At 67.0% G+C, this 16,388-nt stretch carries 7 protein-coding genes; 4 read left to right on the top strand and 3 right to left on the bottom strand.

The window, feature by feature from the left end; genetic code table 11:
* The first annotated feature begins 15 nt into the window (after positions 1–15).
* Both R2834_16480 and R2834_16475 read left to right on the top strand, forming a co-directional pair.
* Positions 16–2,037, top strand: coding sequence for a fibronectin type III domain-containing protein (locus tag R2834_16480; GenBank protein MEZ4701931.1), 2,022 nt, complete (start codon positions 16–18; stop codon positions 2,035–2,037).
* Between the two features lie 15 nt (positions 2,038–2,052).
* On the top strand, positions 2,053–9,342 hold the full coding sequence (locus R2834_16475) for an Ig-like domain-containing protein (GenBank protein MEZ4701930.1): 7,290 nt from the start codon (positions 2,053–2,055) through the stop codon (positions 9,340–9,342).
* On the opposite strand, the gene hemE is transcribed toward R2834_16475, so the two are convergent.
* On the bottom strand, positions 9,325–10,401 hold the full coding sequence (gene hemE, locus R2834_16470) for a uroporphyrinogen decarboxylase (protein ID MEZ4701929.1): 1,077 nt from the start codon (positions 10,399–10,401) through the stop codon (positions 9,325–9,327). The genes R2834_16475 and hemE overlap by 18 nt on opposite strands.
* A gap of 66 nt (positions 10,402–10,467) precedes the next feature.
* Here hemE and R2834_16465 point away from each other — a divergent pair, with 66 nt between their 5' ends.
* Together R2834_16465 and R2834_16460 are read left to right on the top strand one after the other, a co-directional pair.
* On the top strand, positions 10,468–11,118 hold the full coding sequence (locus R2834_16465) for a phosphatidate cytidylyltransferase (protein ID MEZ4701928.1): 651 nt from the start codon (positions 10,468–10,470) through the stop codon (positions 11,116–11,118).
* 58 nt (positions 11,119–11,176) lie between these two features.
* The gene (locus tag R2834_16460) at positions 11,177–12,025 is read left to right on the top strand and encodes an alpha/beta fold hydrolase (GenBank protein MEZ4701927.1); all 849 of its coding nucleotides are present in this window, start codon (positions 11,177–11,179) and stop codon (positions 12,023–12,025) included.
* Between the two features lie 559 nt (positions 12,026–12,584).
* Here the strand turns inward: R2834_16460 and R2834_16455 are convergent.
* Positions 12,585–14,519 (bottom strand): hypothetical protein, encoded by a 1,935-nt coding sequence (locus tag R2834_16455; protein ID MEZ4701926.1) that lies wholly within the window; start codon positions 14,517–14,519, stop codon positions 12,585–12,587.
* 437 nt (positions 14,520–14,956) lie between these two features.
* Entirely contained in the window at positions 14,957–16,360 is a 1,404-nt protein-coding gene (locus R2834_16450) for a polysaccharide deacetylase family protein (GenBank protein MEZ4701925.1), read from the bottom strand.
* Between the last annotated feature and the right edge of the window lie 28 nt (positions 16,361–16,388).

The raw sequence follows: 16,388 nt of genomic DNA, 5'->3' as shown, positions 1-16,388 counted from the left end.
CAAGCCGCAACCAGGATGGCGCTGAGCCTCCTGATGCTGGGCCTGACGGCGGCCTCCGCCGCGGCGCAGACGCCGGCGCCGGCGGGCGAACTCCGCATCGCCGTCCGCGAGGACGACCGATCCGTGCAGATCTACCACACGGCGCTCGTGCCCATCGAACACGGCTTCAACCTCTACCGGCGCGATACGGAGGATGGCGAGTACGTGCGGCTGAACGCCGCACCGATCCGCAGCGTGCGCTCGGGCGCCGAGCTGCGCGACTTTCTCGGGACGCTGTACACCGACATCGAGGCGGCCACCGGCCAGGACAACGCCAACAGCACGCTCGCCAAGGTCCGAAGCGACACCCGCATCGCCAACCTGCTGACCTTTATCTACCCCGAAGCGGCCGACGCCCTCGGGCGGCGGTTCATCGACCGCACCGCCCCGCTCGAAACGGTCGTCAGCTACCGGATGGAATTTGTCGACGCCCGCGACGAGCCGACGGGGCTGACGCTCGAACAGACGCTGCTGCTGCTGCCGAGCCGGCCCGAGCCGCCGATCGGCCTCCGCGCCGTCAATGACGGGCGGACGATCACCCTCTACTGGCGCTTTGTGCCGCCGAGCCTCCGGACCGACGACCGGCTCGTCCGCTTCGAGGCGTTCCGGATCGACCCCGCCACGAACGCGCCGGCGCGCCTGCACGACGCCATCGTGCTGCGCAACAATGCCGTCTACGAATACGCGATCACCTTCGAGGCGCCGACCACGGGCCAGACCGAGCGGCTGTTTGTCCAGGGCGTCGACTTCACCGGACAGGCCGGCGCGCCGAGCGCCGAGTTGCGGTTCGACGTGCTCGACGCCCGTCCGCCCCAGGTCGTGAGCCAGGTGACGGCCACGCCGCTGTCCGGCGGTCGCGTCCGCGTGTCCTGGGCGCCCGGCGGCGACGAAGACGTGCACGGCTATCAGGTGTACCGGTCGGAACAGGTGCTGTCCGACGCCGGCTACAGCCGCATCACCGGCGAACCGCTCGGCGTCGGCGAGACCGTGTTCAACGATACGCTGCGAACGACGCAGGGCGGGGTCTTTTTCTACCGGGTCTCGGCCATTGACGACAGCGGCAACGAGAGCCCGCTGAGCAATGCCGCCATGGTCCTCGTGGCCGACGACACCGAGCCCCTCGCCCCCACCGGCCTCACGGCCCGGTACGAGGCGCCCGGCGTCGTGCGGCTGGCCTGGGAGCCGACGGCCGCGGATGCGGCGTCGTACCTCGTGCTGCGCCGGCGTATGGGCGACGAGACCCCCGATATCGATCTTAGGCTCCATGTCGACGATCTCACCGAGCCGCGTTTCGTCGATGCCGGCGAAGCGGGGCACGGGTTCAGGGAAGGCGGCGTGTACCGGTATAGCATGATGGCCGTGGATGCGGCCCGCAACCTCAGCGCGCCGGCGGTCATCACCGTCCGCATCCCGGACGCCACGGCGCCCGAGCCTCCGGGCGCGCTGTACGCGGTCGTCGAACAGGCCGACCGGCTGGCGCTGACCTGGAATCCCTCTCCGAGCACCGATCTGATGGCGTATATCCTCTATCGCCAGAAAGACGGCGACGCCCGCGTCGAAACCCGGATGATTCCGCCCGGGCAGCGCCGCTACGAAGCCTACGACCTCGAGGCCGGCCAGACGTACACGTTCTGGGTGACCGCGGCCGATTCGGCGGGCAACGAAAGCGCCCGCTCCGAACGGCAGCAGATCGCCATGCGCGACGCGCTCCCGCCGCGCTCGGTGCGCAACGTGCGCGCCGAGCCGCTGGAAGACGGCGGCGTGACGCTCGCCTGGGAGCCCGTCGTCGCCTTCGACCTCGCCGGCTACCACGTATACCGCGCCGCATCGGCCACCGGCGTATTCGAAAAGATCCACGAGGGAGTCCTCACCGAACGTACCTGGCTCGACGCGGAAGGCCTGCCCGGACAGTGGTACCGTGTTTACGCGGTGGATACGTCCGGCAACGAAAGCCAACCGAGCGGCCCCGCCTGCGCCGTGCTCCCCCAGCAGCCGTAATTTGTGATCGCGTTCATGTTCTCACGTCCATCGACATACGGATTCAGCGGCTTGCTCGCCGGCATCGCGCTCGGGGTGCTGTGCCCGGCGGCCGGCATGGCGGCTGCCGCCGTGCGCGCGGATGCCCTGGCCCCGCCGACGACGACCGGCATCGCCGACGTCGCCGTGCTGGAAGACGCCGGCCCGTCCGCGGTCGACCTCTTCGCCGCCTTCGACGACGCCGAGGACCCGGACGAGGCCATGACCTATACCATCGAGTCCGTCTCGGCGGATGGCCTGCTCACGACCGCCATCGACCCCGCCACGGGCATCCTTACGCTGTCCTACCTGCCCGACGCGAACGGCGTCGCCGTCGTGACGGTGCGGGCGACGGATACCGAAAGCCTCTTTGCCGAAACCAGCTTCAGCGTCACGATCACCCCGGTCAACGATCCGCCGGCCTTCACGCCGGGAGGGAACGTGAGCGTGAACGAAGACGCCGGCGCGCAGTCGATTCCGAACTGGGCTTCCGGGCTGACGGCCGGCCCCGCCAACGAAGCCGCGCAGAGCCTCAGCTTCAGCTTGAATGTGGGCAACCCGGCACTGTTTTCCGTGCAGCCGGCGCTGTCATCCGACGGGACCCTCACGTTCACGCCGGCGCCCAACGCCAGCGGCGTCACGTCGATCGGCGTGACGCTCTCCGACAACGAGGACACCTCGAACGGCGGCCTCAACACGAGCAACGAAGAGACGTTCACGATAACGATCGTGGCGCAGGCCGATCCGCCGACGACCTCCGGCATCGCCGATGTCACCGTGCTGGAAGACGCCTCGAACACGGTCATCGACCTCTTCGCCGCCTTCGACGACCCCGACAATCCGGACTCGGAGCTCACCTTCAGCGTCATCTCCAACACCAACACGTCGCTTTTTTCGGCGGTAGCCATCGATCAGACGTCCGGCACGCTGACACTCGACTATGCGGCGGATCTGAACGGTGCGGCCACGCTGACGGTCCGCGCCACGGATCCCGGCGGGCTGTTTGTGGATGCGCCGTTTACCGTCACCGTCACCGCCGTCAACGACGCCCCGAGCTTCGTCAAGGGCAGCGACATCAGCATCGGCGAAGACGCCGGCGCGCAGACCTTCGCCAGCTGGGCGACGGCCCTCAGCGCGGGGCCGGCGAATGAGAGCACGCAGACGCTGACGTTCAGCGCCTCGGCGACGAACAGCACGCTGTTCAGCGTCCAGCCCGCCGTCTCCGCGGCCGGGACGCTCAGCTTCACGCCGGCGGCCAACGCCAGCGGCGTCAGCACCGTCACCGTCACGCTGGCCGACAACGGCGGCACGGCCAACGGCGGCGTCGACACCAGCCCGGCGCAGACCTTCACCATCACCATCTCCGGCACCAACGACGCGCCCACCACCTCCGGCATCGCCGGCGTCACCGTCCTCGAGGACGCCGCCAGCAGCACGGTCGATCTCTTCGCCGCCTTCGCCGACGCCGAGGACCCGGACAACGCGCTCGTCTACACCGTCCAGTCCAACACCAACCCCGCCCTCTTCGCCAGCACCGCGATCAACGGCACCGCCGGCACCCTCACGCTCGACTATGCCGCCGACGCCAACGGCTCCGGCACCCTCACCGTCCGCGCCACCGACACCGGCGGCCTCTTCGTCGACGCCGCCTTCACCGTCACCGTCACCGCCGTCAACGACGCCCCGAGCTTCGTCAAGGGCAGCGACATCAGCATCGGCGAAGACGCCGGCGCGCAGACCTTCGCCAGCTGGGCGACGGCCCTCAGCGCGGGGCCGGCGAATGAGAGCACGCAGACGCTGACGTTCAGCGCCTCGGCGACGAACAGCACGCTGTTCAGCGTCCAGCCCGCCGTCTCGCGGCCGGGACGCTCACCTTCACGCCGGCGGCCAACGCCAGCGGCGTCAGCACCGTCACCGTCACGCTGGCCGACAACGGCGGCACGGCCAACGGCGGCGTCGACACCAGCCCGGCGCAGACCTTCACCATCACCATCTCCGGCACCAACGACGCGCCCACCACCTCCGGCATCGCCGGCGTCACCGTCCTCGAGGACGCCGCCAGCAGCACGGTCGATCTCTTCGCCGCCTTCGCCGACGCCGGAGGACCCGGACAACGCGCTCGTCTACACCGTCCAGTCCAACACCAACCCCGCCCTCTTCGCCAGCACCGCGATCAACGGCACCGCCGGCACCCTCACGCTCGACTACGCCGCCGACGCCAACGGCAGCGGCACCCCCACCGTCCGCGCCACCGACACCGGCGGCCCTTCGTCGACGCCCGCCTTCACCGTCACCGTCACCGCCGTCAACGACGCCCCGAGCTTCGTCAAGGGGCCGGACCAGACGGTATCCGAGAGCGGCCCACCGGTATCCATCCCTAACTGGGCGACCAACATCAGCGCGGGGCCGGCGAACGAGAGCAGCCAGACGCTCACGTTTTCGACGTCGAACACGAACAACGCGCTCTTCACCGCGCAGCCGGCCGTGTCCTCGACCGGGACGCTGACGTTCAACCTCGCCAACAACGCGAGCGGCTCCGCCACCGTCACCGTCACGCTGGCCGACAACGGCGGCACGGCCAACGGCGGCGTCGACACCAGCGCGCCGCAGACATTCGTCATCAATGTGTCCGATGTGAACGATCCGCCGACGACGACCGGCATCGCGAACGTGACCGACCTCGAGGATGCGCCGAACCGGGCGATCAATCTCTTCGCCGCCTTCTCGGATCCTGAAAATGCGGACAACCAGCTCGTGTACTCGGTCGTCTCGAATTCAAATCCGATCCTCTTCAGCGCGCTGCCGATCGACGGCGTGGCCGGCACGCTGACGCTCGACTATGCCCCGAACGCCTTCGGAACGTCCGCCCTCATCGTGCGCGCCACCGACACGGGCGGCCTCTTCGTCGACGCCCAGTTCACCGTGACGCTCACCGCCGTCAACGACGCCCCGGTCTTTACGAAGGGCGCCAACCTGAGCGTGCCGGAGGACTCGCCGGCGCAGGTCGTCCCCGGATGGGCCACGGGCATCGCCGCCGGGCCGGTCAACGAGACGGGGCAGGTCCTCGCCTTCCAGGTGAGCACGCCGTCCACCACCCTCTTCAGCGTACAGCCGGCCATCACGCCCACGGGCGTCCTGAGCTACACGCCGGCGCCCGATGCCAGCGGCACCGCCGTCGTCACCGTCGTCTTGCAGGACGACGGGGGCGTGCAAAACGGCGGCGTCGACCAGAGCGCGGCGCAGACGTTCACGATCTCGTTGACGGCCATTAACGACCTGCCGGTCGCCGTCGACGACAATTACACGGTCCTCGAAGGGCAATCGCTCATCGCGTCGGCCGGCGGGTCCCCTCCCGGCGTGCTCGACAACGACACCGACGCCGATCGCAACACCCTCACCGCGACCGTCATCCAGCCGCCGCAGTTCGCCTCCACCTGGTCCTTCAACACGAACGGTTCGTTCGTCTATGTCCACGACGGCTCGGAGAACACCGTCGACCGGCTCACCTACGTCGCCAACGACGGATTCGGCAACTCGAACGTCGCCACCGTCACCTTCACGATCAAGGAGACCAACGACGCGCCGCAAACCACCGGCATCGGCAATGTGACGGTTCTGGAGGATGCGATCGACACCGCGATCCCCCTCTACAACAGCTTCAACGACCCCGACGACGCCGACGACGCGCTGACCTACACGATCGAGAACAACACCAACGCGGCGCTTTTCGAATCGGTCGGCATCGCGGCCGATACCGGGATCCTGACGCTCAACTACGCGCCCAACGCCAACGGCTCCGCCACCCTCACCGTCCGGGCCACGGACCCCGGCGCGTTGTTCGTGCAGACCAGCTTCAGCGTGACGGTCACCCCCGTCAACGACCCTCCGTCGATGGTGCCCGGAGACAACATCACCCTGGGCGAGGATGAGGGGCCGCAGTCGATCCCAGGCTGGGCCACCGCCATCAGCGTGGGTCCGCCCGATGAGGCGAGCCAGGCGCTGTCCATCAGCCTGGTGAACGACAACAACGCGCTGTTCACCGTCCAGCCCATCCTGACCGTGGCGAACGGCGTCGGGGCGCTGGCCTTCACGCCGGCCCCCAACGCCGGCGGCGTCGCCAACGTGACGATCAACCTGACCGACAACGGCGGGACGGCCAACGGCGGGATCAGCACCTCGGCCTATACCTTCGTCATCTCCATCAACTCGGACAACGACCCGCCGACGTCCATCGGCATCGCGGATGCCACCGTCCTGGAAGACGCCGCCCCGCTCACCTACAACCTGTTCGACATCTTCAGCGACGTGGAAGACGCCGACGACCAGCTGGTGTTTTCCATCGAGGGCGATGTGAATGAGGCGCTCTTCGCCTCCGTGACCATCGCCGGTTCGCCGGCCATCCTCACCATAACGTTCGCCCCGGATGCGTTCGGGACGGGCAGCCTCGGGATCCGCGCCACCGATACCGGCGGGCTCTGGAAGCAGGAAGATGTGGTCTTCACGGTGAACGCTGTCAACGACGCCCCTTCGTTTGTCGCCGGCCCCGACCAGGCCCTGGCGCAGAATGCCTCGCTGCAGAGCGTACCCGGCTGGGCGACGGAGATCACCCCCGGCGCCGCCAACGAGGCCGAACAGTCGCTGGACTTCATTCTCACGACGGACAACGACGCGCTCTTCCTCGTGCTGCCCGATGTCAGCCCGGACGGGACGCTCTCCTATGCGCCGGCCCAGGGGGATGACGTCTTCGGCGAGGCGAACGTGTCGATCGTCCTGGCAGACAACGGCGGGACGGAGAACGGCGGCGTGGATCGGAGCGAGGCGCAGACCTTCAAGATCACCATCAACCGGTTCAACACGCAGCCCAACGCGAGCGACGACAACTACATCGTACGCCAGGGCGCCACGCTGACGGTGCCGGCGGCCACCGGCGTGCTCGCCAACGACTCCGACCTCGAAGATGACGCGTTGACCGCCCGCATCGTGAACCCGCCCACCAACGCGGCGGCCTTCTCCCTCACCGCCGACGGCTCGTTCTCGTACCGGCACAACAATTCGCAGACCACCGGCGACTCGTTCACGTACGTCGCGAACGACGGCATCGACGATTCCGATGCCGCCACCGTGTTCATCACGATCACGCCGACGGGCACGTTGAGCCTGCCGGACGTCGTCGTGCTGGAAGACGCCGACGACACGGTCCTCGATCTTCGCCCCACCTTCGCGCCCCAGTTCCCGGCCGGCAGCGTGCTCACATACCGGCTCGCCACGTCGTCGTCCGCCACCCTCTTCAGCGACGTCGCGGTCGACTCCCTCTCCGGGCTCGTCACCATCGCCTACGCCCCGAATCAGAACGGCATCGCCAACCTGAGCTTCCGCGCGACGAGCGCCGACGACGAAACCCGCACGGCGTCGGTCACGGTCACCGTCCTCCCGCTCAACGACGCGCCGATCGCCGTCGACGACATCGCCGCGACGATCGAGAACGAGCCGGTGCTCGTGAACGTCCTCGCCAACGACGTCGACCCCGACGGCGACGACCTGATCATCCAGAGCTTCTCGAGCCCGAACGTGGGCACGGTGCAGCCCGGCGCGGACGGCACCTTCCTGTACAACCCGCCGGCCGACTACACCGGCAGGGCCACTTTCAGCTATACCGTCGTCGACGACAGCAGCGCGACGGACCGGGCGACGGTCACCATCACGGTGTTCGCCGGCCGGTTTGACATCGTGGACCTCGGCCTCGCCGGCAGCGACGTGAGCGCGGCGTTCGGCATCAGCAACATCGGGGAGGTTGTGGGCTCGTCCCTGCTGCCGGGCAACGTTTCGCAGGCGTTTTCGTCGTCGCAGACGCTGGAAACGACGGGCATGAGCACAGCCTACGACGTGAACGACTTCGGCGCCGCCGTCGGGGCGCACCTCTTCAACGGCGCGCTGCTGGCGGCCCGGTGGGACTCGCTGGGCCTCACCCGCCTTGGCGCGTTCGATGGTCGCTCCAGCCTCGCCTACGGCATCAACAACGAAGGACTCGTCGTTGGGACCTCCACCAAGGCGCAGACCGAGGTCCTCCGGGCGTTCCTGTGGCGCGACGGCCGATTGAACGAGATGCAAACGGCTTCGGTCGTGGAGAGCCAGGCCTTCGACATCAGCGAACGGGGCCTCGCGGTGGGCTACGCCGGCGCCAGCGCCGTGATCTGGGACGACGTCGTCATCTCGCGGACGCTCGCCGGCGCGCTGGGTCGCGCCTATGCCCTCAACGAAAGCGGCCAGGTCGTCGGCAGCATCGACGACGGCACCGTCAAGGCGGCCTTCTGGGAGCGTAACGGCGCCCTCCAGGTGATCCACGACGCCGCGAGCAGCTTCAGCGAAGCCTACGGCATCAACAACTCGACGTGGGTCGTGGGCGCGTATCTCCCCGCCGTTCCGGGCAAGAACCAGCCGTTGACGGCGCCCCGGATGGCCGTCGCCTCCGCGCAGGCGCTGCGCGCCGGGGCCGGCATGCCCGCCGATTCGCTCGGCAAGCGCGGCGCGAACGAACCGGTCGTGGCGGTCGCTTCCGCCGGCGAGATGCGGGCGTTCCTGTGGCGTAACGGCGTGTCGGTGGATCTCAACGACTTCATCGACGCCGGCTCGGGGTGGACGCTCGTCGAGGCCCTCGGCATCAACAATGCGGCGCAGATCGTCGGCTACGGCTTGCGAAACGGCGTCAAACGCGCCTTCCTCCTCTCCCCGTCCAACAACAGCGCCCCGAAGGCGCAGGACGACGTAGCGGCGCTGACGTATGTCGAACGCATCGAGATCGACCTGCTGGCGAACGACCGCGACGAGGACGGCGACTCCCTGCGCGTCGTTTCGGTGACCCAGGGCGCTTTCGGATCGGTGGCGCTGGTGAACGGCCGGATGGCGATCTACACGCCTGGGCCTGAATTTGAAGGCGAGGATGTGTTTTCGTACACGGTCACCGACGGCCGCGGCGGGCTGAGCGATGCGCAGGTGACCGTCATGCGTTCGGGCGATGCGCTGCCGGCTTCCTTCGCGCTGGAGCAGAATTATCCGAACCCGTTTAATCCCACCACCACCATCGCCTTCTCCCTGCCCGAGGCGTCGGACGTGGTGCTCGACGTGTTCAATCTCCTCGGACAACGCGTCGGGCGCTTGATCGACGGACCGCGCACGGCGGGGCAACACCGGGTCGTGTTCGATGCCGGCGACCTCCCGGGCGGCGTATACGTCTACCGCATCCGGGCCGGCGCTTTCACCTACAGCCGGAAGTTAGTGCTCCTGAAGTGACGCCGCCTGCTCGGCGGAAATCTCCTGCACCGCCTCGATGAATGCGGCGGCGTGGGCGGGGTCGTGGTCGGGATGCATGCCGTGGCCCAGGTTGGCGATGTGGCCGTTCGGCCCGAACGCATCGAGCATGTCGCGGACGGCCCGGCGGATCGCCATCGGATCCGCATAAAGGACACAGGGGTCGAGGTTACCCTGCAGCGCGGCGCGCCCTGCGACCACCCGGCGTGCGGCCCGCGGGTCCATCGTCCAGTCGAGCCCAATGACGTCGTAGCCGGTATCGGCGAGGTCGTCCAGGGCATAGTGGGCGCCCTTGGCGAACACCGTCGCCGGCACCTCCGGGTGGAGGGCTTTCAGTCGTTCGGCGATCTGCGCGAGATAGGGCAGGCAGAATCGGTTGAAGGCCTCCGGGCTGAGCAAGCCCGCCCAGGTGTCGAACACCTGCACCAGCTGCGCGCCGGCCTGGATCTGGAGCGAGAGGTATTCGACCAGCCGATCCGTGATGTCCTGCAACAGCGCCCGGCTTTCATCGGGATGTCTGAAGAGCCACGTCTTCGCCAGCGAAAACGTCTTGCTGCCGCTGCCCTCGATCATGTAGGCCATCAGCGTCCACGGGGCGCCGCAGAACCCGATCAGCGGCACGCGCCCCGCCAGCTTGTGGCGCGTGAGCGTGAGCGCCTCGAAAACATAGTCGAGCGCCGCGCGCAGATCCGGACTCCGCAGCCGCGCCATGTCGGACGGGGACGCCAGCGGAGCCTTGAATACCGGCCCCCGGCCCTTGATCATCTCTACGTCCATCCCCATCGCCTGGGGAATCACCAGGATATCCGAGAAGATGATGGCGGCATCGAGCGGGAAACGTTCGAGGGGCTGGAGCGTGACCTCCATCGCCAGCTCCGGGGTGCGGACGAGCGAAAAAAACGCGTCCTCGGAACGGAGCGCGCGGTACTCGGGCAGGTAGCGTCCGGCCTGCCGCATCATCCACACCGGCGCGCGGGGGGTGGCCTCCTGACGGGCGGCCTTGAGCAACAGGTCGTTTTGTAAAGCTGGAAATGATGGCATGCGAAACGTTCCTCAGCGCATAGCGGTTATCGTGCCCGCCCGATGTACCAAAATAGTGCCGGCGTGATGTCAGACCTGCCGATTTCGTACCGATCCGAGTTTTTTCGGAAGACGATCCACCTGCTTTCCGTCGCGTTGCCGGTCGGGATGCTGCTGGTGCCGCGAACGACCGGGCTCGTCGCGCTGGCGATGCTGACGGCGCTCGCCCTGGCGTTCGAGGTCGCGCGCGGGATCAACCCGGAGGTGAACCGCTTCTTCGTCTGGCAGTTCGGCTGGATGATGCGCCCGGACGAGAAACCCCCGTTGGGCCGCATCCGCATCAGCGGCGCGACGTGGGTGCTGCTTTCCGCGCTGGTGCTCCTGGTGTGCTTTCCTGCGCGGATTGCCGCGATGGCGCTGACCGTATTCATGATCGGCGACGCCGCCGCCGCGCTCGTCGGGCGGCGATTTGGCCGGCACCGGTGGAGCGGAAGTCCTAAAACGATAGAAGGCACGATCGGATTCATCGTCTTCGGCGCCCTGGCCGCGTTGTTTTTCCCGAAGCCCGCCTTCTGGCTGGGGCCGGCGGCGGCGCTCCTGGCCGGCGCGCTCGAACTGCTGCCGGGTCCGCTGAACGACAATATCCAAGCGCCGTTCATCACCGCCCTGGCGATCGCCGCAACCGAGCATTTCGTGCTCGGTCTGCCCATGGGTTTCCTGCCCGGCCTGGCAGGGTGATTCCGACGGGGACGCGTGCCCCAAACACAAACCATCCACCCGTTAACTGTACCTCTTCATGGCTGAATCGGCGCTGCAACGCATCCTCGGTCTGGAGCCGTTTCCGGAGCCCCCGCTGATCCGACTCCGCTATCCCGTGGTCATGATGCATGGTTTCGGGATGGTGGCCGCGTTGCGGCGGAACGGGCACATGTACGATTTCGCGATGGACCTCCGCGCCCGCGGGATCTGGGCGTTTGCGCCCAACGTGCCGCCCTACAACCCGGTGCCCGTGCGCGCCGGCATCTGGAAGGAGCGGCTCCAGCATATTCTGCACCAGACCGGCGCCGAAAAGGTGAACCTCATCGCGCACTCCATGGGCGGGCTCGATGCCCGGTATCTGATCAGCCGCGAGGGCTTTCACGACCGGGTGGCCTCGCTCGTAACGATCTCCACCCCGCACCACGGCTCTTCGATCGCCAGCTTTCTCCTCGACCAGCCCGATCGGCTGCGCGTCTGGCTCGCGGATCTGGCCAACTGGCTGGGGTCGACCGCCATGCGCGAGGTGAATGCCGACTTCATGAACACGGTGAGCGAGCTGACGCCGGCGTACATCAAGGAGACTTTCAATCCTGCCACCCCGGACGACCCTGGCGTGCGGTACTGGTCGTATAGCGCAAAAGCCGGCAAAGGCACCGACCACAGCATGAGCCCCTTCCTCCGCCCGCTCAACCTGATCCTGCACGGCCGCGAGGGCGTCAACGACGGCTTCGTCTCGGTCGAAAGCGCTATGTGGGGAGAATCCCTCGGCGTCATCGAAGCCGACCACGCCCAGCAACTCGGCATCCAGTTTCCCACCCTCAACGGGTTCGACGCCTACGGCCTCTATCGCACCATCGCCGCGATGCTGCGCGAGGAAGGATTTTGAGTAATTGGAAATCTTCAGTGACGTTACGCACGTTAGCGCGGCGACCCAGGGATACGGGATACAAGATGCAGGATGTTTACCGAAAAACCGTACGTTTGATCGTGATCCTGCATCAGAAGACTAGAGGCTATGGCGCGTAAGATCAGATCTTAACTCGTGTTAGGCAAGGCATCGTGTCCATCTGTGGATGCAAGATGGAGGATGCAGGATTTCGTCCGAAAAGCCTGTTGCCCGGTACAAAATCCTGCATCTTGCATCCTGCATCAGATTACCAGGCACACGGCTGCGTAAAATCAGATCTTAATTCGATGCTTGCGCCACGTAGCATGCAAAAAGGCAAATCGGGAGGTCCAGAACCCGGGGCAATCGCATTCTCGCCGTGGCCGTGAGAAGCGTATGGGAGTTTAGGTGCATGGGGGCATTTTTTATCCCCCAGACCACCACACTCCCAAACCCCCATACTCCCAAACCGGGAGATGCTCACGTTTGAAGAGCATGCGATGGCCCTGGTGCAGGACCAGCCCAATTTGCCTTTTTACGATTTCCGATTTTCGATTCTCTACATCCCCGGCTCGATCTGGAGCAGCCAGGCGTCGGAGGGGAGGATGCTGCCGAGGCGTTCGCGGTCGATCTGGGCGAGGTTGCGCGAGGAGTACTGTCCGATCGCGATGCGGTAGCGGGTGGTGCCGTTCGACTTGCCGGAGAGGATGTCCACCTTCAGGCCCTGGCGGTACAGGTCGAGGTACTCGTTCCCGGCGGCCTCAGCCTCCTCGACGGTCGTTTTGGAGCCGATCACCCACGTCCATCCGCGGGCGCTGCGGTCGATGGACCCCATCCATTCGGGCATGGACGTCGCGGCCGCCGGCGGGGGCGGCACGATCTGCACGGGCGGCGGCGCGACTTCCGTCGGCGTCTGGCGCGACGGCTGCGCGCCGATCGGCTGCCCTACGATGCCGCCGCCATCGGCCACGGGCGGGGGCGTAACGGGCGTGGCCGCCGGCGTGTCGATCGGCTGGTTGCGCGGTCCGGGCCGGTCGATGACAGGGCTCGGACGGTTCGGCGCGGGATCGCCAACCGGCTGCGCGATGGGCGGCTGCTCGACCGGCGGCTGAGGCTGCGTCTGAACGGGTTGCGGGGCCGGCTGGTTGACCGGAATCGCGCCGGCGGATGCCAGGCGCTCGCCGGTGAGCTGCGTAAATCCGCCGAACCCGTCGTCCGTGATCACCATGGCCGTCTGGCCGGCAAACTCGTTCGGGAGCGCGTCCGCGATGGTGCGCATGACGCCCGGGATGACCACGTATTCCGCACCGTCGGCGAAGACGTTGAGGGCCGGCACCCGGAATTGCTGATCCGAATAGAAGGTCTGGTCGAAGAAGCCGTCCGCCGCGCTGTGGAGCACGAGGTATTCGGCGTCGATGCCGGCTTCCTGGAGCATGGCGTAGGCCAGCTCGGTCGCCATGAACGCCGTGCCCTCGCGCCGCGACAGCATCGTCTCGATGCCGCGGTCGCGCGCATCCGGTGAGATCGTGATGTTGTCGGCGACATACCGGAGCACGCCGCTCACCTTGTCGCTCTGGGTCGCGAGCGTGCCGGTGATCTGCCGGGTGACGTCGCGCACCTCGCGCTCGTCACGCGACTTCGGCCGGGACGCGTACTGGGCGAAGGAGTCGCCCAGCGATTCCCAGTCCTCCGGAGCCCGGTAGCGCACGGCGCTGCCCATCGACATGTTGGTGACCTGGATCTGGAAGTACGGCGCCGATTCTTTAAAAAAGGCGGCCTGCGTCGGCTGGAACGCCGGCACATTCTGCGCCTGGTATTCGAGTACGATCTTGCGCCGATCGGCGTCCTCGATGCGCTGGTACGGCAGATTCTGCCCCGCGCCGAGCTGTTTGACCTGGACCTGCCACCACATCGGGTAGATGTACCGCACGTTCATCTGCTCCGCCGGCAGGGCGTACTGGAGGGGGATGTCGTGGTACACCGGCGGGTCCTTTTCGAGGTCGCCATAGGAGATTTCGTACGACTCGGTCACGATCGTGCCGGCGGCGATGCCGCCGTAGCTCATCGTATACAGCGTCTCGCCGTTCGGGCCGGGCTGCTCGACGAGGTCGTCCTGGTCGAAATTCTGCCCGCCGCTGCCGGGCGCCTGTACGGTGATCGCCACGTTCTCCAGCCGATCGCCCGGCGCCACGCTCACGCGGAACGTGTTGACCAGGTCGGATTTCGGATCGAGCACGACCATGGACCGCTGCATCACTTCGAAGAAACGCCAGTGCGGAATCGTGCTCGTGAAGGCGATGCTCACGTTGTGCTCGAGCGTGTGGTCGTACGAGACGTAGACGCCCGGAGCCGTGGCATACCGCGCGCGAAGATCGTTCACATTGTACGACTGCGTCATGGGCATGGTGTCGGAATCCAGACGCACGATCCGCTCCGTGGTGTTGCACCCCAGCATCAGAAAGATCAGCAGCAACAAATAACCAGGCGTTCTCATGGGTAATAAATCGTTGTGGATGGGGAGAGGCCGCCGTCTCGCGTCCGGAGAAGCGAGAAGCAATCTGGTAGGCCGTCTCAAATTGAGTGTCACATCGTCGAAAGGCAGTCGAGATCAGCCTCGCCGGCGGCCGGATGCGGGACGTCCCGGCGGTCATTACGGCATTTCTGATCTACGGTCACCCGATTCGGTCGTTCCCGTAGCCCCGTTCCTCGGATTCGCATCCGGGCCGCGGTAGCCATCATCGTTATTTGTGGGAAATTCCTGCCTTCGCATGGCCCTGCAATTACCAGGCCAGAAGGGGGTGGGTTAGGGTTTAAGGTTCGAGGTTTAAGGTTCAAGGGGGGCTCCTTTGAGATGCCTGGCGCCTCCCCCCTCCGAGCTCAGCATGCTTTTTCTAAAAATACCTTAAACCTTAAACCTTGAGCCTTGAACCCTTACCTGTACGCCTCCAGCGCCATCGAGAGCGTGGTCAGGCATCCGCCGGCGGACGCGGCGGCGTCGAGGGTATCGAGGAAGTGCTGGCCCCAGCCCGGGAAGTCGATCTCGTCCCAGAGGGTATTGTGCCAGAGCATGACGCACACGCCCCGGAACTGGCGGCACTGGTCGATGAGCCGGCGGGAGACGCCGAGGGCTTCTTCCGCGGTGAGGTGGCGGCGGTTGAAGATCGCCGCGTCCATCAGGCAGAGCGGCATTTCCCAGATCGGATGCGCGGCGTTCGCCGGGATGTCGAACAGCGGGAACGGGTGGCAGGTGCCGTGTCGAAACCCTTCGAAGGTGGAGAAGCCGAGGGTGGAATCGAGCGCGAAGCCCGCCTCGGCGTGCAGCGCCGGCGTGATCTCGGGCTGCCAGCGGAGGTAGTGCTGCCGTACGGACGTCACCGGCGCCTTCGCGGCGCCGGCGAGGCGGGACCGCTCGTCCCGCATCCGCCCGGCATGGTCGTGCGCGTGGTATCCCGGGTGCAGCCCGATCTCGAAGCCGTCGCGACGCAGCCGGGCGAACACGTGCTGGATATAGCCGCCGTGGAGCCCGTAGTGAACGTCGTGCGGGCCGTGGGCGCCGGCCTTGAAGAAGTAGGTGGCGCTCCCCTGCCGGCCTCGTTCCGCATCGACCATCCGGTCGATCGCCAGCCGAAACGGATCGCCCGGCGTCGCGAATTGCCGGAGCGAGGAGGCGAGACGGCGGCGGCGCTCCGGCGGCGGGCGGTCCAGGCGGTTGAGCAGCGGGTACTCGACCAGTTCGCGATACATGATCCCCGGGCGCCACTTGCGGAGGTAGTCGATGTCGTGCGTCGCGCAGAAGGCCCAGTCGTGGCCGGCCCACCGCGTCGGCACCGCGATGAAGCCCGCGCGCGCGAGGCGCTCGCCCAGCAGGACGCGGTAGGCATCCACCGCCGGCTCGCAGGCCGTGCCCCACGCCGCCTGCAGCGAGGCCTCGTACGGAAACCGGCCGTGCCGGTCGCGCTCGATGCACGTGTGCTCCTGCCACCCGGAGAGCCAGAAAAAGGCGGAGGCGATGGGGTCGTCGTCGTCCGGTTCGCCGAAGAGCATGGGCCAGGTCGCTTCCCCGATCGGCACGCGCCGCATCCGGTGCGCCGGATAGGCCTCGCCGGACGCGAAATACGCCGGCGTCTCCTCCCGAAGCCGGATCGCCACGGTCGTGGGGCCGGCCGCCTCCGGCTCGGGTCCGTAATAGATCGACGGCCCTGCCAGATGCGCGCGCTCCACCCATAGCGGCTCGGCGCCGAGTCCGCACAGCAGGACCTCGATCGCATAACGCGCCTTCGGCGCAAACGCCGGGGGAGCCTCGACACAACAGGGGAGTACGAGAGACTGTGGCATGAATACCCGCCCGACCGAACGCCCTCAC

Source organism: Rhodothermales bacterium (assembly GCA_041391505.1).
In the GTDB taxonomy this organism is placed as follows: Bacteria; Bacteroidota; Rhodothermia; order Rhodothermales; family JAHQVL01; genus JAWKNW01.
Note: the sequence above shows the minus strand (reverse complement) of the source record. Positions and strands in the feature narration are given on the sequence as shown.

Excerpts from the sequence above, each read along its gene's own strand:
- R2834_16480 (MEZ4701931.1), top strand. The coding sequence starts at position 16 with ATGGCGCTGAGCCTCCTGATGCTGGGCCTGACGGCGGCCTCCGCCGCG.
- R2834_16475 (MEZ4701930.1), top strand. The coding sequence starts at position 2,053 with ATGTTCTCACGTCCATCGACATACGGATTCAGCGGCTTGCTCGCCGGC.
- hemE (MEZ4701929.1), bottom strand. The coding sequence starts at position 10,401 with ATGCCATCATTTCCAGCTTTACAAAACGACCTGTTGCTCAAGGCCGCC.
- R2834_16465 (MEZ4701928.1), top strand. The coding sequence starts at position 10,468 with ATGTCAGACCTGCCGATTTCGTACCGATCCGAGTTTTTTCGGAAGACG.
- R2834_16460 (MEZ4701927.1), top strand. The coding sequence starts at position 11,177 with ATGGCTGAATCGGCGCTGCAACGCATCCTCGGTCTGGAGCCGTTTCCG.
- R2834_16455 (MEZ4701926.1), bottom strand. The coding sequence starts at position 14,519 with ATGAGAACGCCTGGTTATTTGTTGCTGCTGATCTTTCTGATGCTGGGG.
- R2834_16450 (MEZ4701925.1), bottom strand. The coding sequence starts at position 16,360 with ATGCCACAGTCTCTCGTACTCCCCTGTTGTGTCGAGGCTCCCCCGGCG.